The organism is Roseomonas sp. 18066 (genome assembly GCF_902706185.1).
Classification (GTDB): domain Bacteria; phylum Pseudomonadota; class Alphaproteobacteria; order Acetobacterales; family Acetobacteraceae; genus Pseudoroseomonas.
This window is the reverse complement of record NZ_CACSJM010000021.1, coordinates 33,730-53,616: the sequence shown is the minus strand read 5'-3', so window position 1 is coordinate 53,616 and position 19,887 is coordinate 33,730. Positions and strand designations below refer to the sequence as shown.

The window sequence follows — 19,887 nt, the reverse complement described above, 5'->3', positions numbered from 1 at the left end:
CCCCATCCCCCTGCCTCCCGGCCTGTCCACCGCATCGCCCGATGAGGTGGCCGACGCTCTCGCCTATGCGCTGCGCTACGACGAGCGCGGCAAGCCTCGTCCATCCGGCGGCCAGCTGGTCGCCAGCGTAGCCGCCGAGCACTTGGTGAAGCACCTGGAGCGCTCGGGCTTCCTTGTCCTCAAGCTGCCGCCCGCGCGGCTGCACAGCGCAGGATAGGGTTCCCCGATGTCGGCCTCGGACGCCGTTCTGCGCGACCTCCGAGCCTCGCTCGCCAGGATCGAGCGCGGCACCGGGGGCGATGCGACACTGCCCCCAATCAGCTTGACTCCTCCCATCGATGACCATTTGCCCGGCGGTGGATTGGCCCGGGGCGCACTGCACGAGGTCCAGGCATCCGACCTCGGCGCCGGTCTTGCCCTGTGCACGCTCATCCTCAGCCGCACCGATGGGCCTGTGCTGTGGATCAGCGCCCATGCCGAAGGCGTCTGGGCACCCGGCCTGCATGCCCTCGGGCTGCGCGCCGACCGCCTTCTGCAGGCGAGCTATCGCCAGCCTGCTGATGGCTTGTGGACGATGGAGGAGGCGCTCCGCTCGCCAGCTCTGGGCGGCGCAGTGCTCCAAATGGATCGCCTGGACATGACCGCATCTCGGCGCCTCCAGCTGGCGGCAGAGGGCTCCCCGCGAGTCGGGCTATTGCTGCGGAACGTGGCCGAACATGGCCCGTCCAGCGCCGTCAGCCGATGGCGGGTGGCATCGCTCGCCGACGCTGCGGCGCACCACGCTGGCGGCTGGACCTGCTTCGCTGCCGCGCCGGACGGCCAGGCAGCTGGGATGTCCGCTGGGATGAAGGTGCGTTGGAGGTCGAGGAGGCCGCCTTCGCAGAATACGCGTGAGCCGCCGCTACCTGGCCCCGTGCCTGCCTTACCTCCCTCTGGACCGGCTGCGACGCCAGCATCCTGATTGGGATGACCGGCCGTTGGCTGTCTGGGCCGCCGTTGGCAACCGGCGCTGCCTGACCGCTACGGATGCTCCCGGCCTGTCCCCGGGCCAGGCGCTGGCCGACGCCCAGGCAATCCTGCCGGACCTCATTCTGGCCGACGCGGACCCTGATGGGGACGCTGCCATCCTGGAGCGGCTGGCACTCTGGGCGCTGCGCTTCACGCCCTTGTCGGCCGTCGATGGCGAGGACGGACTGATGCTCGACACCACGGGTGTCGAGGCGCTGTTTGGCGGAGAGGCCGCGCTGCTGGCAGCCGTGCTGGAGAGCTTCGCCAGTGGCGGCTACCGGGTACTGGCCGCCATCGCAGGCACGCCCGGCTGCGCCGCGGCCCTGGCGCGCAGCGGCGCGGCGCCGCAGGTGCTGCCCGCTGGCCAGGAACTCAATTCCTTGGCCCGGCTGCCGCTGGGGGCGCTCCGCCTGTCCCAGGACCTTGTCCACAACTTGGGACGCTTGGGCCTGCGGCAGGTCGGCGACGTTCTGCGCCAGCCGCGCGGCCCGCTCGCCCGCCGATTCGGCCGCCCGCTGCTCGACGCCCTGGACGATGCCACCGGCGCCCGCCCTCGGCCGATCCAGCCGGTGCGACCGCCGCCCGTCTTCTCCGCCATCAGGCACCTGCTCGAGCCCATCGTCACCCGGCCAGCCATCGACCACGTTCTCGAGAACCTGCTCGAGGAACTCTGCCAGGCCATGGAGCACGCAGGGGAGGGGGCTCGCCGCCTGGTCTTGCGTGGCTTCCGTGTCGACCGCGTGGTTCAGGAAGTTTCGATAGGCACCGGCGCCGCGTCGCATGCGGCCAGTCACCTGTTCAAGCTGTTTCGGGAAGCAGTCGGCGAGCTCGAGCCCGACCTGGGATTCGAGCGCATGGTGCTGGAGGCCACCGCGACTGAGCCGGTGGCCCGCACGCAGGCCGAGATGGCCCGCGGCGGTGATGGCACGGCAGCGAGTCCTGGCGCGCTGCCGGAACTCCTTGACCGAACGCGCCAGCGAATCCCGATCTCTCGTCCGCAGCCGCTTTCCAGTCACTGGCCGGAATACGCTGCGGTGCCCACGGATCCTTACCTGGCACCCGACATTCCAAAGGACTGGGGGCAGGAAATGCGGCCTCTGCGCCTGCTGCGGACGCCGCTGGCCATGACGGTCGAGAGCGCGGCGTCGGACGGCGCGCCGGTGCGGCTGCAGTGCGGCGGCCGCGTCTACCGTGTCCTGGCAGCGCTGGGGCCCGAGCGGCTGAAGCCGGAGTGGTGGGGCGAGGATTTGAACCGGCCCATCCGGGACTACTACCGGATCCAGACTGCCGAAGGACCCCGCCTGTGGATCTGCCGGTTGCGTGAGGCCGGAGCGGCGCCGCGCTGGTTCCTCCACGGGGAGCTCGCGTGACGCCATGCCCCCTGGCTACGTGGAGCTCGGCGCCCGCTCCAACTTCTCCTTGCTCGACGGAGCGTCGCATCCAGCCGAACTGGTCCTGACCGCCAAGGCCCTGGGCCATGCCGGGCTCGGCATCTGCGACACGAACAGCCTGGCCGGGGTTGTCCGCGGCCACGTCGCCGCGCGCGAGGAGGAAGTTCCCTACGTGGTGGGCACCCGCTTGGTGCTGGACGATGGCACCGCGTGGCTGGCCTGGCCGACGGACCGCGCCAGCTACGGTCGGCTGAGCACCCTGCTTTCCCGCGGGAAGATGCGAGCCCCCAAGGGCGAGTGCCAGATATCCTTCGCCGAGATGGTGGAGCACGCCCGGGATTGGTGCCTGGCCGCCATTCCGCCGCGGCGCCCGGATGCGGACTTCGCCAGCCGCTTCGCCGTGGCCGCCAAGGAGATGGAAAGCCTCGCTCTGCCGCTGTTCTGCGCCGCCGCCTTTTACCTGGACGGCCACGACCACGAGCGGCTGCCCTTCCTTGCCGACACCGTGGCGCAGGCGGGGTGCGGCGCCGCGCTGCTGGCCTGGAACGATGTCCGCTATCACAACCGGCAGCGGCAGCCGGTGGCCGATCTGGTCACGGCCATCCGGCTCACCGTGACCGTCGATTCCTTGGGGCCGAACGCCGAGCCGAACGACGAGCGCTGCCTCAAGCCACCGGCGGCGATGGCGCGCCTCTTCGCTCGCCATCCAGAAGCGCTGGCCAGCACGATGCGGGTCCTGGAGGCGACGCGCGGCTTCTCCTTGAGCCAGCTGCGGCACGAGTATCCGGACGAAATCCTCGAGCCCGGCCGGACGCCGCAGCAGACCCTGGCCAGCCGCGTCGCCGAGGCGGCCGACGTACGATGGCCCAACGGCGTGCCAGCCAACATTCAGCAGCGGCTCGACCACGAGCTCCGGCTGATCCAGCAGCTGGACTACGCGCCCTATTTCCTGACCGTGCACGAGGTGGTCCGCTTTGCGCGGCGGAAAGGAATTCTCTGCCAGGGGCGGGGCTCCGCGGCGAACTCCACCTGCTGCTATGTCCATGGCATCACCGCCGTCGACCCCGCCAAGCACGACCTGCTCTTCGAGCGTTTCGTCAGCGCCTCCCGCAACGAACCGCCCGACATCGACGTGGATTTCGAGCACGAGCGCCGAGAGGAGGTCATCCAGCACATCTACGAGCGCTACGGCCGTCACCACGCTACCATCGCGGGCACCGTCATCCGCTACCGGGCCCGCAGCGCCGTCCGCGAAGTTGGCAAGGCAATGGGGCTGTCGGAGGACGTCACCGGCCGCCTCGCCAAGGCGTCGTGGGGACCGGGCCGGGAGCAGACGCTGGCGGAGCTCGCGTCCGGCCTCGGTCTGGATCCCACCGACACCCGCCTGAACTGGACGCTCCAGCTGGCCGAGGAGATCCAGGATTTCCCGCGCCACCTGGCCACCCATGTCGGCGGCTTCGTCATCAGCCGCGGCCCGCTGACCGAGCTGGCCGTGGTCGGCAACGCTGCCATGGAGGGGCGCACTGTCCTCGAGTGGGGCAAGGACGACATCGACGCCCTTGGGCTGCTGAAGGTCGATATCCTTGCGCTGGGCATGCTCTCGATGCTGCGCCGGGGCTTCTCGCTCCTGCGGCGCCACCACCGGCGCGAGCTCGACCTGGCTGGCATCCCTCGTGACTGTCCGGAGACCTACGCCATGCTGCGGCGGGCGGACAGCCTGGGCGTCTTCCAGGTCGAGAGCCGGGCCCAAATGAACATGCTGGCGCGCCTGCGGCCGGAGAAGTTCTACGATCTCGTCGTCCAGGTGGCGATCATCCGGCCCGGGCCCATCCAGGGCGACATGGTGCATCCCTACCTGCGGCGCCGCTGGGGGCTGGAGCAGCCGGTCTATCCGTCACCCAGCCCGGAGCACGGCCATCCAGACGAGCTCAAGGATGTGCTGAAGAGGACACTCGGCGTGCCGCTGTTCCAGGAGCAGGCCATGCGAGTGGCCATGGTGGCGGCGGAGTTCACCCCCGAGGAGGCGGACAAGCTGCGGCGCGCCATGGCGACCTTCAAGCACACGGCGGGGGTCAGCGAGTACCGGGACCGGCTCGTGGGCGGCATGGTGCGGCGAGGCTACGACCCGGAGCTGGCTGAGCGGGTGTTCAAGCAGCTTGAAGGCTTTGGCAGCTATGGCTTTCCGGAGAGCCACGCCGCCTCCTTCGCGCACCTAGCCTATGCCAGCAGCTGGATGAAGCGGTGGCACCCATCGGTGTTCGCCGCCGCGCTGCTGAACGCGCAGCCGATGGGCTTCTACGCGCCTGCACAGATCGTCCGGGACGCCCGTGAGCATGGCGTCGCCGTTCGGCCGGTGGACGTCAACCGGAGCGACTGGGACTGCACCCTGGAGCCGGAACCCGACAGCGCCGAGGGGCTGGCGTTGCGTCTCGGGCTGCGGCAGGCGGCCGGACTGGCGCAGGCGGAGGCCGAGCGTGTCGTGAAGGCCCGCGAGGCCGGGAACAGGTCGCCGTTTTCCTCGGTCGAGGAGGTGGTCCGGCGCGCCGAGCTGACCCGGAAGGGGACCGAGGCGCTGGCGGCAGCGGACGCCTTTGGCGGCCTGGGGGTCGATCGGCGGGCGGCGATGTGGGCGGCCCGCGGTGTCGAGGAGGACATCCCGCCGCTGCTGCTGCTGGCCGCCCAGAGCGCCGCCGCCGGTGAACCGCCGCTGCTGCCCGAACCGAGCCCCACGCTGCCGCCGGAGCTGGCAGGCCAGAAGGTCGTCCTCGACTACCTGTCCACGGGCATGTCGCCTGGGCACCACCCGCTCGAGCTCCTGCGGCCGCGGCTGCGGGACATGGGATGCCGGGACACTCGGGAGGAAAACGAGCTACACGCCGGGAAGCGGATCCTGCTGGCCGGGCTCGTGCTGATGCGGCAGCGGCCCGAGACGTCCAAGGGAGTCGTGTTTGTCACCGTCGAGGACGAGCGCGGCCAAGCCAACCTGGTGGTCTTCGCGAACATAGTCGACCGCGACCGGGCGGCGCTCGTCAATGCCCGGCTGCTCGTGGTCAAGGGGAAGATCGAGCGCGAGGAGATGGTGAACCGGAACCCTAGCAGTGTTGCAGGCCATGGTGGACCGCCAGTTCAGCTCTCGTTAGCTGAATTCTTTCCCGAAGGCCCAGCGCACCTACAGCGCGTCTACTTGCATCCTGCCAGTTGACGGCTGTGGCGCCTGGCATGTCCAAGGGCTTTTGCCGCTCACGGCCGCTCAGGCCTCAGGCCGCAATCAATCATTGCCAGTCACCAAATGTGGCCACTGGGAAGCACTTCAGAAGCTAGGCTCAGGACTCATTGATCCAGAAGAGGACGGTTGCGGCGAGGCAGATAGCGGAGAAGAAGGTGTGGGCGCAGCGGTCGTAGCGCATGGCGACGCGGCGCCAGTCCTTGATACGGCCGAACATGTTTTCGACCCGATGGCGCTGGCGGTAGAGCACCTTGTCGTAAGGGATCGGGATCTTCCGGCTGCGCGTTGAGGGAATGCAGGGGATGATGCCGCGGGCGATGAGGGCTTCGCGGAAGCGGCGGCTGTCGTAGCCCTTGTCGCCGAGCAGTTCCTTGGCCTGCGGCAGATGGGGCAGCATCAAAGCCGCACCCTTGTGATCGCTCATCTGGCCTTCGGTGAGCAGCAGCAGGACAGGACGGCCCTGACCGTCGCAGACGGCATGCAGCTTGGAGTTCAGCCCGCCTTTCGTCCGGCCGATACATCGGGATAGAGCCCCTTTTTGAGGAGGCTGGCCGCCGTGCGGTGGGCCTTGAGATGGGTCGCGTCGATCATCAGCCGATCGGGCTGGCCTCGGCGGCCCGCCAGGCCTGCGAAAATCCGGTTGAACACGCCCATCCGGCTCCAGCGGATGAAGCGGTTGTAGAGCGTCTTGTGCGGGCCGTACTCGGCGGGCGCGTCGCGCCAACGCAGGCCATTGCGGATGACGTGGATGATCCCGCTGACGACACGCTGGTCGTCCACCCGCGGCACGCCGTGCGACAGCGGGAAGAAAGGCGAGATCCGTGCGACCTGCGCCTCCGTCAGCCAGAACAAGTCGGCCATGGCAGCACCTCCGGCTGCCACGGAATCACAGTTCCATCAGAGCGCAAGATCAGATTTAATAGGTCCTGAGCCTAGCATCCGTGGCAGCCACAAGGAGCAACGCAGCCCCTCAGGCAAAAAATTCAGCGCGGTGGTCATTCCAGATTGCCGGGCCAGGCCTTTCTCCAGCAACCGGAGGCCGAAGCCCCGGCGCAGGGGAGGCCCCTTCAGGAGTGGGCCGCCCAGCTCGACCCACTCGATTCGCTGAGCGCCGCTGCTCTCGATTGTCAAGGTTACGCGAACCCTCCCTTGAGGAACCGAGAGCGCACCATGCTTGACAGCGTTGGTGAATAGCTCGTGCAGTGCCATCGCGAGCGAAAGCGCCTGCGCAGGCACAAGCATCTCCCCGCCGACACTGGAACCTTGCAGGTCGATGCGGACGTCCCCCGCTGTCGCCAACGAAGCCCGGACGACATCGAACACCGGCGCGCCCTGCCAATCCCGCTGTGTGAGCAAATCGTGGGCGCGGGCAAGTGCGATCAGACGGGCCTGGAACGCCGTGCCGAAAGTGGCTAGGTCTGGAGAGCCCCGCACGGTCTGTAGGGCCATCGCCTGGACCACTGACAGGGTGTTTTTGACCCGGTGGTTCAGTTCCTGTGTCAGCAGGAGCTGGCTCCTTTCCGCGTTAGCTTGCGCGAGGGCGCTCCATGCCCGCTCGGCTGCACTGCGGGCGAAGGTAACCTCCTCAATGCTCCAGGCGCGCGGCGTGGTGTCGTGCACGAACATGAAGGCTGCTGGGTCACCGCCGACGAGGACAGGAACCTTCATAAGTGAACGCACGGAGGCTCCACGATAGAAGGGCAGCGAGGCAGCCGCTCTTGGGTCATCCTCCACATCTCTGACAGCCAAGACGTCTGCCGACTTCGAGGATCTGAGCAGGGCTGCCAGCGGCAGGACGTCCTCGGGAGAGGTGGCGCCTAGCCCCGTGTCGGCCAGGCTTCCGACCCGGCCGTCTGTCCAGTCCCACAGGACTGACACGGCGCCGCGCTCGCCGATGGCGGCATAGCCGACCCGGGCTGCGCCCAGCGCGCGGCCCATCGCCTCCGATGCCGCCAGCACGATGTCCGCAGGGTCACGAAGCTCCCTGAGCCGGTCACCGAGCTCGAGCAGGGTTTTGGTGCGTTCCCAGGCCTGCCGTCGGTCGTTCACATCCTCCAGAACGCCGTGCCACGCGAGGATTGTCCCTGCGAAGTCGCGCCGCGGATAGACGCGGGTCCTGAACCAGCGGGGGCCACCATCGGCGGCAAGCAGACGCCCCTCTACGTCGCAGGCCTCTCCGGTTCGGAGACAATGCACCCAGCGCCGCAGGATCGACTTGCGATCGATGGGTATAATGGCTCTGGCCCAGCCCCAGCCCAGCGTCTGGTCGTGGCTCATGCCGGTGAGGACGCTCCAGCGGCTGCTGAAGTCGAGGACGTTGCCCCGCGGATCGCTGGTGAAGGGAATCTGCGGGCTGAGCTCGACGGCGTAGCGGTAGCGCTGTTCGCTTTCGCGCATGGCCTCCACCGCCTCCTGCCCGCTGGTCCGATCACGCATGATCGCGAGCAGCTCACGCGGAACGGCCTGCGGGTCGTCGGGGTCGCGGACCGCCATGAGCCACCCACTGGCGTAGAAGCGGCTGCCGTCGGCCCGCAGATGCCAGCGCTCGTTCCGTGCCCGCCCCTCCGCTAGGGCCTTCGCGCACTCTATGGCAGGTACGCCCGCCGCCTGATCCTCGGGCGTATAAAGGTCATGGAAGGGGCGGCCCGCGGCTTCCGTGGCCTTCCAGCCAAGGATCCGCTCTGCGCCCGCGTTCCAGGATGTGAGGTGGCCATCCAGACCCAGGGTAACGATCGCGTAGTCGGTGGCACTATCGAGCAACACCTGGAGGCGGTGCCCTGCCTTCCGTGCCCGCCCGAGCTCCGCCCTGAGGTACATGACCTCCGCCACCAAGCCCCGATCGCCCTGGGGCTGTGGCGCCTCTCCACCGGGGTTGCTCATTTACGGCCCCATACGCCACATCCCAACGTCTAACACCGTCTGTGTCTTTCACGCCACACATTCGTTTTACGAAAGGCACTGGTCATGTAGGGCCTGTCGCGCTGCAGTACACCAAGCCTGAGGTACGGCTCCTTAGCGGCCATGACGTCCTTCAAGGAGGAGGCATGGGTAGGGAATTTCGTCAGGTTGGCTACCATGGTATTTCCTACCGAATGCGAGTCCGTGCCCTTCAGCCACGTAACACTCTCTCCAAAGGAAAGCGGAGAGCTGCGCCGCAACCCGTCCACAGGTATGGTGGTCTGACGGGTGCGGATGCTGGCGCAGGCGTGTACCTGCAGACCCGGACGAAGGCCCGCAGGCAGCTGCACGGCGTGTCCTTTCTTGTCGTGCAGCGCTTCTAGGATCTTGACCACGATGGATAACGTGAAGCGAGGGCTTGAGTGGAATGAGGCCGATCGGCTGGCGGCTCTGGACGAGTACGCCATCCTCGACACCTCACGAGAGGATGAGTTCGACAACCTCGTCCGTTTGACCGCGGATCTCCTGGAGGCGCCGGTCGCCGTGGTTAACCTGGTCGCCAGGGAACGCCAGTGGTTCAAGGCCGAGATTGGCCTGGGCGTGCGGGAACTGCCACTCGGCAACGCCCTCGGTGCCAAGCTCCTGCTGCAACCCGACGAACTGGTTGTTCCCGACTTGATGGAAGACCCGCGCTTCAAGGGTAACCCGCTGGTCGCCACTGGACCGGGAATGCGGTTCTACGCCGCCGAGCTTCTAAGGTCGCCGGAGGGCCTGCCGCTCGGGACGTTTTGCGTGCTCGACAGCAAGCCGCGACCGAGAGGACTGACCGACCGGCAAAACTTCATGCTGCGGACCCTCGCCCAGCAAGCCATGGGGCAGCTCAATCTCCGCCGGAGCCTCGCTCGGAAGGCACGCCTCCGGGTCGACCAGGCCCGCTCCGAGGCCCATCGGCAGCAAGTCTTGGACAGCGCTTCCGACTTCGCCATCATCAGCATCGATTTGTGCGGTCAAGTTATTGGCTGGAATGCAGGCGCTGTGAACATCCTGGGTTGGACTGAAGCCGAGATGCTTGGCCGTCCGGCGAACCTGTTCTTCACGCCGGAGGACCGCATCTCCGGCGTTGTGGAAGCCGAGATGGACCAGGCTGGCCGTGCAGGCCGGGCGGCGGACGAACGCTGGCACTCGCGCAGGGACGGGTCCCGTTTCTGGGCTTCGGGCGAGATGATGCCCCTGCACGACGAGGCAGGTGTCCATATTGGCTACCTCAAGGTGCTGCGGGATCAGACTGAACAGCACCTTGCAGGTCGGGCGCTGGAGGTGATGAACGAGCGTCTCCGCCTCGCGCAGCAGGCTACCCGGGACGCAATCTGGGACTGGAGCTTCAAGGACAACAGCGTCCTCTGGAACGAGGCGCTGCAGGAAGCTTACGGGTGGCCGCCCGACCAGGTCGAGCCAACCGGCGACTGGTGGATTGCCCAGATCCATCCCGAGGACCGTGACCGCATCCACCTCAACATCCATGCGGACATCGAGGGCACCCGAACGGACTGGAGTGGCGAGTACCGCTTCCGCCGCGCCGACGGCACCTACGCCGAAGTGCTGGACCGCGGATCCATCATTCGGGGAGTGGATGGACGAGCGGTGCGCATGATCGGCGCCATGCTCGACATCAGCGAGCGCAAGCAGGCAGAGGCCGCGCTCGCCAGGAGTCATCATGAGGCGGACCGCCAGCGCCGTCTCTATGAGGCCATTCTGACTAACACACCGGATTTGGTCTACGTCTGGGGCCTTGATCACCGCTTCATCTATGCCAACAAGGTCCTGCTCCAGATGTGGAACAGGACGTGGGACGAGGCCGTTGGCCGGAATTGCCTGGAACTCGGCTATCCCGACTGGCATGCCGCCATGCACGACCGCGAGATCGAGCAGGTCATCGCCACCAAGCAGCCGGTGCGCGGCGAGGTGCCATTCGACGGCGCCTTTGGCCTTCGCATCTACGAGTACATCCTGGTGCCTGTCATCGGTGAGGCCGGAGAAGTCGAAGCGGTCGCTGGCACGACACGCGACGTGAGCGAGGCCAGGGAAACCGAGGCCGCACTGAAGCTGCATGGCGAGCGCGTCCAGCTCGCGCTGACTGCTGGCGCCATCATCGGCACCTGGCTGTGGGATATGCCTACCGACTGTTTCACGGTCGACGAGGGCTTCGCACGCACCTTCGGCCTGGATCCCGCACTCGGACGGGTGGGGCTCAGCCTCGAGCAGGTGGTCGCGACGGTCCATCCGGATGACAAGGCCGGACTGGCTGCTGCCATCAAAGAGGTGGTTGCCCGGGGGGGGGCTTACGCGCACCAGTACCGGGTTCGGCGTGCCGATGGGAACTACTACTGGATTGAGGCGAACGGCCGGGTTGAGCACGCGCCGGACGGGACGCCCCAGAGCTTTCCTGGCGTGCTGATCGACGTGGAGGAGCGGCGCGCCATCGAGGCGGAACGCGACCGGGCGATCCTGGAGCTCCGCGCGCTGACGGAAACGCTGGAGCAACGTGTCACCGAGCGGACGGCCGAGCTGATGCATGCCGAGGAGCAGCTGCGGCAGTCCCAGAAAATGGAGGCGGTGGGTCAGCTGACCGGCGGGATCGCCCACGACTTCAACAACCTGTTGACCGGTGTGACAGGCAATCTGGAGCTGCTGGGCACGCGCATCGCCCAGGGTCGCCTCAAGGAGTTGGACCGCTACATCGCGGCCGCCCAGGGTGCCGCCGGACGGGCTTCCGCGCTGACCCACCGGCTGCTCGCCTTCTCTCGCCGTCAAACACTGGATCCGCGGCCGACCGATGCGAACCGGCTGATCGGCGGGATTGAGGAGCTCATCCGCCGCTCCATGGGTCCCGGCATCAGCGTCGAGGTGGTGGGAGCCGTGGGGCTGTGGCCAACGATCGTCGACCCGAACCAGCTGGAAAACGCGCTCCTGAACCTGTGCATCAACGCGCGCGACGCCATGCCGGACGGCGGGCGGCTGACGATCGAGACAGCGAACCGCTGGCTCGACGGCCGTTCTGGTCGTCTACGCGACATCCCACCTGGCCAGTACATCTCGTTGTGCGTCTCCGACACGGGCACGGGCATGACCCCGGAGGTCATCGCGAAGGCCTTCGACCCCTTCTTCACCACCAAGCCACTGGGCCAGGGAACGGGTCTCGGCCTGTCGATGATCTACGGCTTTACGCGGCAATCGGGCGGGCAGACCCGCATCTATTCGGAAGTCGGCAAGGGCACCATGGTCTGCATGTACCTGCCCCGACACCTCGGCTTGGCCGAGACACCGGAGGCGGCCCCGGAGCTGACTCAGGCGCCCCGCGCAGAGGTCGGCGAGACCGTGCTGGTGGTGGATGACGAACCCACCGTGCGCATGCTGGTGACCGAGGTGCTGGAGGACCTCGGCTACGCCGCGCTCGAAGCTTCTGACGGAGCCACGGGTCTCAAGCTCCTGCAGTCCGACGCCCGCATCGATCTCCTTGTCAGCGATGTCGGGCTGCCCGGCGGGATGAACGGACGCCAAATGGCGGATGCTGCCCGGGTAGTTCGTCCCGATCTGAAGGTGCTATTCATCACTGGCTATGCGGAGAATGCCGTCGTCGGCGACGGGCACCTGGCGCCGGGCATGCACGTACTGACGAAGCCCTTCAGTCTGGAAAGCCTAGCCAGCCGGATTAGAGATCTGATCGCCGGAGCTTGATTCTGACGGATACGGTATCTCCGGAGCCTGAGCGACCGCGTCCAGCGGCTGCACTCCCCGGAGAGGCGTGCAGCCGCTGGACGCAAACGAGGGGCGGGCGAGGGCGGCCTTGGCCGCCCCTGCTCCGCGCGAATGGCGGAGGGGCCGCTGCCAGGCCGATAGCTTGGCGCCGAAAACGGTCGCCGCGACCGTCAGCGCCGGTGTGCGGAAGTCAGGCTGCCCCGCGCCGGATGTCCGCCGCCGAGGAGACGACGCTGTGTCGCCACTATCGCGCGGCTCCGAGTAATCCCATTCCAAGCTCTCGGCGCACATGCGCGAATTGCATCGGGTCCAAGCCCCTACGTTGGGTTGCCAGCCAACGAAGCGCGTTTAGCCCGGCTTCGGTGAAGTAGGCGCGAACCATGTGCGATGAAGCAGCGCTCACCTCCAAAAGCTCGCGCTCGACCATGCTCTTCATCGCGGCGGGAACCTTCGGTTGCCCGGCCAGCGGTCCGGCTCGCCATACCCGGAGGGCGATGCCATCGGCCAGGGCTGGTGGACACCCGAAACGCACAGACAACTCACGGCGGATCAGGTCGCGTTCCGCAGCGTTCAGGAGTTCTGTCGGATGATCGGATCGGGACGGGAAAGGCATGAAGCCACCATAGCGGTTGGAAGACGATTCGTATTGCTCGCAGCCAAGGCGGGCTTAGGGAACGACACCTCTTGGAAAGGTTATCTGCTCCCGATAGGACGGTGCACCGGATGGACTTCAGTGACCCCACTGCGCCAGGGGCTGTCGTTGGGACTCGCCTGGCCAGGAACAGGTCGTCCCCGCCTTCGTTGATGGAGTGGTCCGAAGCCCCGCGTTCACCGGGATGGCCATTGAGTCCGTGGCCGGGCGAAGGTTTTCGCGAGCATGGGCTTAGGCCGGTGGATGCCCGCATCATTGAAGTCCTTGTGGACCTGGTCATGGATAAACTGGATGGCGCGCGAGATCTTGGGTTTCGACTTGGATATTTGCTGCAGCTCAGCAGGAAACGTCGCGAAGTGAGTGAAGGAGGCTTCGATAAAGTCGGCGAGGTTGTAAACCTTCAAAGGATTGCCTTCTGTAGTAGGCAAGGAGCGGCGGAAAAGCAGGCAGCCCCTGATATTAACTCGCTTACCGAGTTCGGGCGACACATCATCTATCAGGTCGAGCTTGCGCAGGACTGCATGGCAAACGTCGGAGATTGCATATGCTTTCGGATGAATCGGCGTGTGCATGAAGGCGCGCCCGCGCCATCCCTCGAGAATGCCTTCGCCGTCGAGGCCAAAACCGCATAACTACTTAACCAGCGCTCTCGTGGCACTTCCGAATTCGGCGAAGTACCCCAGGCGAGAATAGACGTAGCTGTTGAAGAGCCGGACCGTTCGATCCGCTGAGATGCCTTCGCAAAAGGCAGCAGCAGCCAAGGCAGATGAGCATACGCCAAGCGGGCCCACACCTGTGTTGCCCGCAGGCTTGTTGATGTAAACGAAGTCGGGCTGGAACCCGGCAAACGCCAGACTGGGCATCAGATGGGGGTTCCGGTGCGCCGCTTTCAACAGGGCGCTCTTTTGAAGCGGCCCGAATTTAGCTTCCTGGATGGGATGGATCAGTGCCACATCAAAGCTGGATATCGATGTCGCAATGGCCTCGGCCTGCACTGCGGTTGAAGACGCAGCCGAGGAATAGTGCACGACCTCCGCTTCAGGAAGCCAGATCTGCGTGGCATCTCGGAAGGCAGAGGTTTGGCAGTTCCCGACGATTAAGATTCTCATCTATGTGCACTCGACGCGCTTCTCTCAATCTCTTCTTCATCGCAGACGATGAAGGAGGCTTCGGCTTGTTCGTCCGCTACGGTCTTCTCTGCTGCATCGTCAGAAGCGCTTGGCCTGCCGTGCAGCCTACCTTGGGGTGCCGCGGCTATCGAGGCCGCGGATGCTAAGCCGAGCCGCCCCGGCCTGTTCATCATGTGGTGCTCGAACACGGCCATGACGGCTTCAACACCCTCGGCTGTAACCGACCTGAGATCCTCGGCGTAGTAGCGCCCGCGCGCCTGTTGCCCAGTGATGATCTCGAAGGATGGGAAATAGGTCACGTCAGAATGCGTATTGGCCGCCTCTTCCGCCGCCACCCTCAGGACAGACTTGCTGTAGGTATTGGCAACGAGGACATGTTGGCCAGAGTAGGTCGCGATGAGCGGAACAGGGGAAACCGTGAGAATCACCTTTGAAGTCGGATTCACATGACGGAGCTTATCGCTGAAGCTGGAGAGGTCGTCTGACACTTGGGAAGCATTGAAGTTGACGAAATCGTACGCGTCATCGTCGCGACCCGCCCCGACGACGCCCGGTGCAAGCGGGTAAACCGCGCCATCAAGTTTACTGGTCCAGGCCTCCGTCAATCCGAGTGTGAAGACGAAAACACGGCATTCTTCGAAGACCCTCCGAACCGCCGCCAAGTGTGGCTCGCGGCGCTTTCTGACCGCGGCTGGACCGGCAAACCCGTCCTCTGCGATGCGTGGGCGAAAGGCGTCAATGTATCTGCCGTCCTGTCGGCGCCAGACATCATCGACAGGGTTGAACAGGCCATAAGCGCGGTCGAATGTTTGCAGCAGTTGGCGGCAAGTATAGATGTTGCCATACCGAGCGGAAAATAGGTCGTAGCCGAATGGATCTGCGAGACCCGTGCTCCTCTCGGCGCATAGATACGAGAAACCACTCTGGTCCAAATAGCGAGCGATATGCTGAGCAAAGCAGCTTCCAGCCGTTGCCACAGCATCCGTCGGAGCTATGGCAAAATCGGTCCGGACGAGAGACGCTACCGACCCAGCGCTATCGCGGGGAATTCCGCGACCAGAAAGCTTGATCAGGCAGGTTCATATACGGGCTTTTCATCGCTCGTCTCCATCACAACTCAGAATAGTGGTCCTGGGGAATAGTGCAACGCGGGCGTTACGCCTGGTACATCTCCACCTCAACGTGATTCTCCGGCGCACGTAAGCCGGGCCGCGCTCTAGTTTCCAATTCGAAACATATTGCATCGCAGGGTCCATTAGAGCTACCATTATCACGGACTCGGCATGATCGGTTCCAGCAGGTGATGAAGGGAGGGTTCGCGTCATGGTTTTGATTTACAGGCATCTCTTCCGTCGACGCATCCTGGTGGTCGAGGACAGTTTCTTCCTTGCCAGCCACACCGCGGATATCCTGGAGGAAGTTGGTGCTTCAGTAGTCGGGCCTGTTCCCACCGTGGAGCAGGCTCTCGAGGTAGCCCAGTCCATGGACCTCCATGCAGCCCTCTTCAACAGCGTTGTCCGCGGCAGGCGTTCCGATCGCTTGGCTGAGGGCCTCGAGCAACGTGGTATACCGTGCCTAGTGCTCAGTCTTGCGGTGCAGGACGGCACTGACCCGCTCCTGCGCAATCATGCTGTTCTCCTGTGGCCCTTTGATCCGCGCGTTTTGGTCGACATGGTCTCAGCGTTGGTATCTCGTTCCGCTCCGACGGCCGATCGGCAGCCGTTGAACTCCACGCATGCACGATGATCCAGCGTGTCGCTGGGAAGGCGCAGTTCGCTAGTCTCGCTCTTAGGCCGCGAATACGGCCGGAAGCACCCCACCGCCTTAACCGCCAAGGCCACCAGCAAGGTGGTGGGAGGGACGGGCAATCTTTAGCTTCCCGCTATTGAAGGCGCAGGCCGACACCTGCTTTTTTGACACCTGGCGAGCGTGATGGTGGTTCCATCTCTTGGATCGTGCGCACGCCTTACGCTTAGAGGAGGCGTTCCACAGTCGGACGGTGGGCGGGAGTTCCGGGCCATCACGCGCCACCGGTCTGGCAGGCCACTCTCCCAGCCAGCCCGCGCAACTCGTCCACGCCCGGCTCGCGGCCCAACGGGTTCAGCCCGGCTGCCGAGAACTCGGCGCGGCGCCGTTGGACGCGTATTGGGGCCGCCTGCAGATCTGAGGTGAGGGAGGATCCAGCTGAGCTACGGACAGAAGTAAGGCTGGTGGCACTTTGTGGTGACCGCCGCGGCGCCCTGGGCGGACCTAACCACCCGGATGGCTGAACCGCAGCGGCTGCTGCTCGAGCGCTCGAGCATACTCCTCTGGGAAACTTCGGAGCGATGAGGCGAGCACCGTAGCCGCGCCGTCGACGAGACCGCAGCGTCCGCTGCCGGGCAGCAGTTGCGTCAGATGGCCCAGTGCCTCGAGGTCACCGGAACGGCCGGTCCCGGCTTCAATTCGCTCTAAGATGCGCGAGACCTGATGCGTGCCAACCTTGCAGGACGGGCACTGGCCGCAGGAATTCGCGGCGAAGAAGGCAACATACTCGGCCGTCTTGCGCAGGATGCTGGTTCCCTCGCCGACAACGATCATCGCGCCGGTGCCCAGGCGAGAGCCGCGCGCGCGTAGGCTGTCAAAGTCCAGCTTCACGTCGATATCGGCCTCCGTCAGCAGCGTGTTGGAAGGCCCGCCGGTGAAGACCGCCTTGAATGGCTGATTGGCCAACATACCGCCACCATGCTCGAAGACCAGCTCGCGCAGCGTGATGCCCATGGGCAGCTCGTGAAGGCCGGGTCGCAGCACGTCGCCGGAGAGCGAGTAGAGCTTGGTGCCCGAGGCTTCATCACGGCCAAGCGCGCGATAGGCTTCCGGCCCGATCCGCAGAACGAGCCCGGCCTGGGCCAGTGTCTCCACATTGTTCACGAGAGTGGGGGCGCCGTCGACGCCGTGTTCCACCGGCAGAGGCGGCTTCAGCGACGGGAAGGGGAACCTGCCCATGACGCTGGCGATCGCAGCAGTCTCCTCGCCCCCAATGTAGAGGCCGGAGCCTTCGCTGACAGTAAGGCGCAGCTGCTCGCCCACCACGTTGGAGAGTCGATGCAGCAGGTCGTGGCCTTCCCATGCCTTCACCGCCGCCTTCATCATGGCGACGGAAGCCGTCTCACGCGGGTTCACGTAGAGCGCGACATTAGCGGCGCCAACGGCCAGGGCCGCCAGTAGGGCGCCCTCGATGACCTGATGCGGTGTGCGCGACAGCAGGAAGCGATCCTTGAAGGTCCCTGGCTCGTCCTCGTTGCCATTGCAGATTACCCATTTCCCCCGGCCGGGCTGCTGGGCGACGGCGGACCACTTGCGGTGTGTCGGAAACCCAGCGCCACCCAGGCCGCGCAGGCCCGAGGCTTCGAGCGCGGGGATGATCCGGGCCGGGCTTTCCAGCCCGCGGCGCAGGACCGTGCCGCCCCCCACCGCCATCCAGGCCTGGAGGTCCGCGCCGACCTGGACCTCCTGCTTGGTCAGAGGCCTGCTCATGCCGCGCGGCTCCTATCCGTGGTCGCATCGAAATTGCCATAGGGCGGAAACAGGATGGGCGTCTTCCGCGCCAGGGAGAGTCCCTGCGCGATCAGCGCGCGCCGCCAGTCGGCCAAATGGTTCAGGCCAATGTTCCGTGGCCTTTCGCCTCGGGCATCCTCGGCCGCGGCATGGCCGCTCCGGCGCCCGAACACCACCAGCTCCAGCAGCGCATTGCCCATCATCCGGTTGCGCCCATGCAGTCCGCCCGTCACTTCCCCTGCGCAGAGAAGCCCCCGAACCTCTGTCCGACCGGCCGCGTCGATCGCTACGCCGCCATTCTGGTAATGCAAGGTCGGGCAGACCAGGAACGGCTCCTGCGCCGCGTCGAACCCGGCACGGTGGGCAAGATGCGTCAGCGTCACAAGCCGCTTTGCCAGAATGCCGGGCTCGCGCGCCTCCAGGCTCGGCGTGTCCAGGAAGACGCCCTCGACGCCGTCACGCCCGACGCCGCGCCCCTCGGCGACCTCGCGCAGGATGGCGGCGGCCACAACATCGCGCGTCGAGAGCTCGTCTACGAAGCGCTCGCCCAAGCCATTGACCAGGAAGGCGCCGGAGGAGCGTGCCGCCTCACTGACCAGTGCCCCGGTCATATGCGGTGGCCAGGCAATTCCGGTGGGGTGATACTGTAGACTGTCCATGTCCCGCAGCGAGGCACCCGCACGATAGGCAAGCACGAGGCCATCGGCCGTGGCGCCGTAGTGGTTAGAGGTCGGGAAGCCCGCGGCATGGAGGCGGCCCGCGCCGCCAGTGGCCAGCACCGTGGCGCCCGCCCGGGCGAGAACAGGGCGGCCCTGTGCCAGATCGTGCAGCACAGCCCCGGCGCAACGGCCGCGGTCATCGGTCAGCAGCTCGAGCGCCGGATGCCGGTCGAGCAGCGTGATGCCAGGCTGCAGCAGGGTCGCCTCCCGCAGGGCGCGCATCATCTCCAGGCCGGTGAAGTCGCGATAGGAGAGGAGGCGTGCCGCAGTGGCCCCGCCGGGTTTGCGGCGCAGCAGTTGGCCGCCCATCCGGTCACTGCCGGGCGCGAGGTCGAAGCTCATGCCTTCCTGGATGAGCCAGCGGATTGCGGCCGGGCCATCCGATACCAGGGCGGCGACGAGGGATTTAACGGCCACGAAATGCCCGGCGCGCAGCGTATCCTCGAAGTGCCGCTGCAGGCTGTCCTCGGCGCCCACGGCAGCCTGGATGCCGCCTTCCGCCATCACGGTATTGCTGTCGCCCAGACGCAGCTTCGTGGCCAGCAGGACGCGAGCCCCCGCCCGGGCCGCCGTCAACGCAGCGACGCAGCCCGCGCCGCCGCCACCAATGACCAGCACATCGGCGTCCAGCACCGGTGCTCCGGCGATGTCCACATCCTCCACCAGGGCATTGGACTGCAGCAGCGCAGCCAGCTCGGCGCGGCAGGGCTGGCCCATGCTGCGGCCCAGCGTGAGCGGCACCATCGCCCCTGGCTGTCTGTCCGGATGGAAGCGGTCCAGCAGCTCCGGCGTCGGCAAGGTCCCTGCTACCGAAGAGGCTGGCGTCGTGCGGCGCCAGGCGGAGAGCGCCGCGTGGAAGGGCACCGTCATGGCTGCGACGCCCCGCCCGGATTAGCGCCCGGAGCATCCAGATCGATGGGCTGGCCGCCATTCTCGATCTCCCGCAGCCGAGAAATCAGATCTGCAGGACGCAGTGTCAGCGAGGCGGACATGCGGCGCACGAACTGCCCGAGATGCGCGGGATCGATGTGCTCCGGACAGGCCGCCACGCAGAGGTTGCACAGCACGCAGTGGTCAAACAGGGCGGCGGCTGCGAAGGCTTGGCCTTCGGCGGCCAGGTTCACCATTCGCTGCACCTCGATGCCCTTGGGGCAGGCATGATCGCAGCCGCCGCAGTGGCGGCAATGCCGCGCCTCCGGGAAGACCCGGTCGATCTGCTCGAGCGCAGTCCAGCTATCGGTCAGAGCATGGAGATCGTAGGTATGCGACCTGCGAGCGGGGAAGTGATCCACGAAGGAGACCTGCATTCCGTCCTCGGCCTGCATTTCGCAGGCGAGAGCGGTGCCCGCCAGCCGTTCCCCTGGGCGGCGCACCAGGACGCGGCAGGCGCCGCAGACGCCCTGGCCCATGCAGCCGACATTTTCTGTCAGGGGCAGCCCAGCGGCGGACCAGGCCTGCAGCAGGGTCGCGCCAGCGCGGGCGCGAATGGGCTGGCCATCAAAAGTGAAGGCGACCTCGGACGGCGCTTCGGATCCCGGCTCGGTCATGACGGCCCCCCCTGCTGGCAATG

At 66.2% G+C, this 19,887-nt stretch carries 12 protein-coding genes; 4 read left to right on the top strand and 8 right to left on the bottom strand.

The genetic code is table 11. The features are described 5' to 3' along the window. The 3 genes from GVN67_RS06730 to GVN67_RS06720 all read left to right on the top strand — a co-directional run. The coding region (locus GVN67_RS06730; RefSeq protein WP_159994084.1) for a hypothetical protein at window positions 1–217 on the top strand (217 nt) is incomplete at its 5' end. A 673-nt stretch (window positions 218–890) separates the two neighbouring features. Beyond that, window positions 891–2,378 carry a DNA polymerase Y family protein gene (locus GVN67_RS06725; RefSeq protein ID WP_159994082.1) on the top strand — a complete coding sequence of 496 codons (1,488 nt, stop codon included), beginning with the start codon at window positions 891–893 and terminating at the stop codon, window positions 2,376–2,378. A gap of 4 nt (window positions 2,379–2,382) precedes the next feature. Continuing rightward, window positions 2,383–5,601 (top strand): error-prone DNA polymerase, encoded by a 3,219-nt coding sequence (locus GVN67_RS06720; protein WP_159994080.1) that lies wholly within the window; start codon window positions 2,383–2,385, stop codon window positions 5,599–5,601. Between the two features lie 121 nt (window positions 5,602–5,722). Here the strand turns inward: GVN67_RS06720 and GVN67_RS06715 are convergent. Together GVN67_RS06715 and GVN67_RS06710 are read right to left on the bottom strand one after the other, a co-directional pair. Then, a protein-coding gene (locus tag GVN67_RS06715; protein WP_159994078.1) for an IS5 family transposase occupies window positions 5,723–6,486 on the bottom strand; the annotation gives its coding sequence in 2 pieces (ribosomal slippage) (window positions 5,723–6,147 and window positions 6,147–6,486; 765 coding nt in all). A 36-nt stretch (window positions 6,487–6,522) separates the two neighbouring features. After that, a complete protein-coding gene (locus GVN67_RS06710; protein WP_159994076.1) occupies window positions 6,523–8,388 on the bottom strand; it encodes a PAS domain S-box protein in 1,866 nt (621 codons plus the stop codon). A gap of 531 nt (window positions 8,389–8,919) precedes the next feature. Between GVN67_RS06710 and GVN67_RS06705 the strand changes: the two genes are divergently transcribed. Then, entirely contained in the window at window positions 8,920–12,258 is a 3,339-nt protein-coding gene (locus GVN67_RS06705) for a PAS domain S-box protein (protein WP_159994074.1), read from the top strand. An 849-nt stretch (window positions 12,259–13,107) separates the two neighbouring features. Here GVN67_RS06705 and GVN67_RS06700 read toward each other — a convergent pair. The 6 genes from GVN67_RS06700 to GVN67_RS06675 form a co-directional block, all read right to left on the bottom strand. Then, entirely contained in the window at window positions 13,108–13,503 is a 396-nt protein-coding gene (locus GVN67_RS06700) for a hypothetical protein (RefSeq protein ID WP_159994072.1), read from the bottom strand. A 60-nt stretch (window positions 13,504–13,563) separates the two neighbouring features. Continuing rightward, window positions 13,564–14,040: a WcbI family polysaccharide biosynthesis putative acetyltransferase gene (locus tag GVN67_RS06695; protein ID WP_159994070.1), complete on the bottom strand. Its 477-nt coding sequence runs from the start codon at window positions 14,038–14,040 to the stop codon at window positions 13,564–13,566. Continuing rightward, on the bottom strand, window positions 14,037–15,038 hold the full coding sequence (locus GVN67_RS06690; RefSeq protein WP_159994068.1) for a GSCFA domain-containing protein: 1,002 nt from the start codon (window positions 15,036–15,038) through the stop codon (window positions 14,037–14,039). The genes GVN67_RS06695 and GVN67_RS06690 overlap by 4 nt, the downstream gene beginning before the upstream one ends. 1,273 nt (window positions 15,039–16,311) lie before the next feature. After that, window positions 16,312–17,577, bottom strand: a complete 1,266-nt coding sequence (locus tag GVN67_RS06685) for an NADH-ubiquinone oxidoreductase-F iron-sulfur binding region domain-containing protein (protein WP_159994066.1) — start codon at window positions 17,575–17,577, stop codon at window positions 16,312–16,314. Next, window positions 17,574–19,187, bottom strand: coding sequence for an FAD-binding protein (locus GVN67_RS06680; protein ID WP_159994064.1), 1,614 nt, complete (start codon window positions 19,185–19,187; stop codon window positions 17,574–17,576). Before GVN67_RS06680 ends, GVN67_RS06685 begins: the two co-directional genes overlap by 4 nt. Next, a complete protein-coding gene (locus tag GVN67_RS06675) occupies window positions 19,184–19,864 on the bottom strand; it encodes a 2Fe-2S iron-sulfur cluster-binding protein (RefSeq protein WP_159994062.1) in 681 nt (226 codons plus the stop codon). The genes GVN67_RS06680 and GVN67_RS06675 overlap by 4 nt, the downstream gene beginning before the upstream one ends. Between the last annotated feature and the right edge of the window lie 23 nt (window positions 19,865–19,887).

Coding starts and splice junctions, on each gene's coding strand:
- GVN67_RS06700 (WP_159994072.1), bottom strand. CDS start 13,503: ATGCACACGCCGATTCATCCGAAAGCATATGCAATCTCCGACGTTTGC.
- GVN67_RS06720 (WP_159994080.1), top strand. CDS start 2,383: ATGCCCCCTGGCTACGTGGAGCTCGGCGCCCGCTCCAACTTCTCCTTG.
- GVN67_RS06705 (WP_159994074.1), top strand. CDS start 8,920: ATGGATAACGTGAAGCGAGGGCTTGAGTGGAATGAGGCCGATCGGCTG.
- GVN67_RS06695 (WP_159994070.1), bottom strand. CDS start 14,040: ATGAGAATCTTAATCGTCGGGAACTGCCAAACCTCTGCCTTCCGAGAT.
- GVN67_RS06685 (WP_159994066.1), bottom strand. CDS start 17,577: ATGAGCAGGCCTCTGACCAAGCAGGAGGTCCAGGTCGGCGCGGACCTC.
- GVN67_RS06675 (WP_159994062.1), bottom strand. CDS start 19,864: ATGACCGAGCCGGGATCCGAAGCGCCGTCCGAGGTCGCCTTCACTTTT.
- GVN67_RS06680 (WP_159994064.1), bottom strand. CDS start 19,187: ATGACGGTGCCCTTCCACGCGGCGCTCTCCGCCTGGCGCCGCACGACG.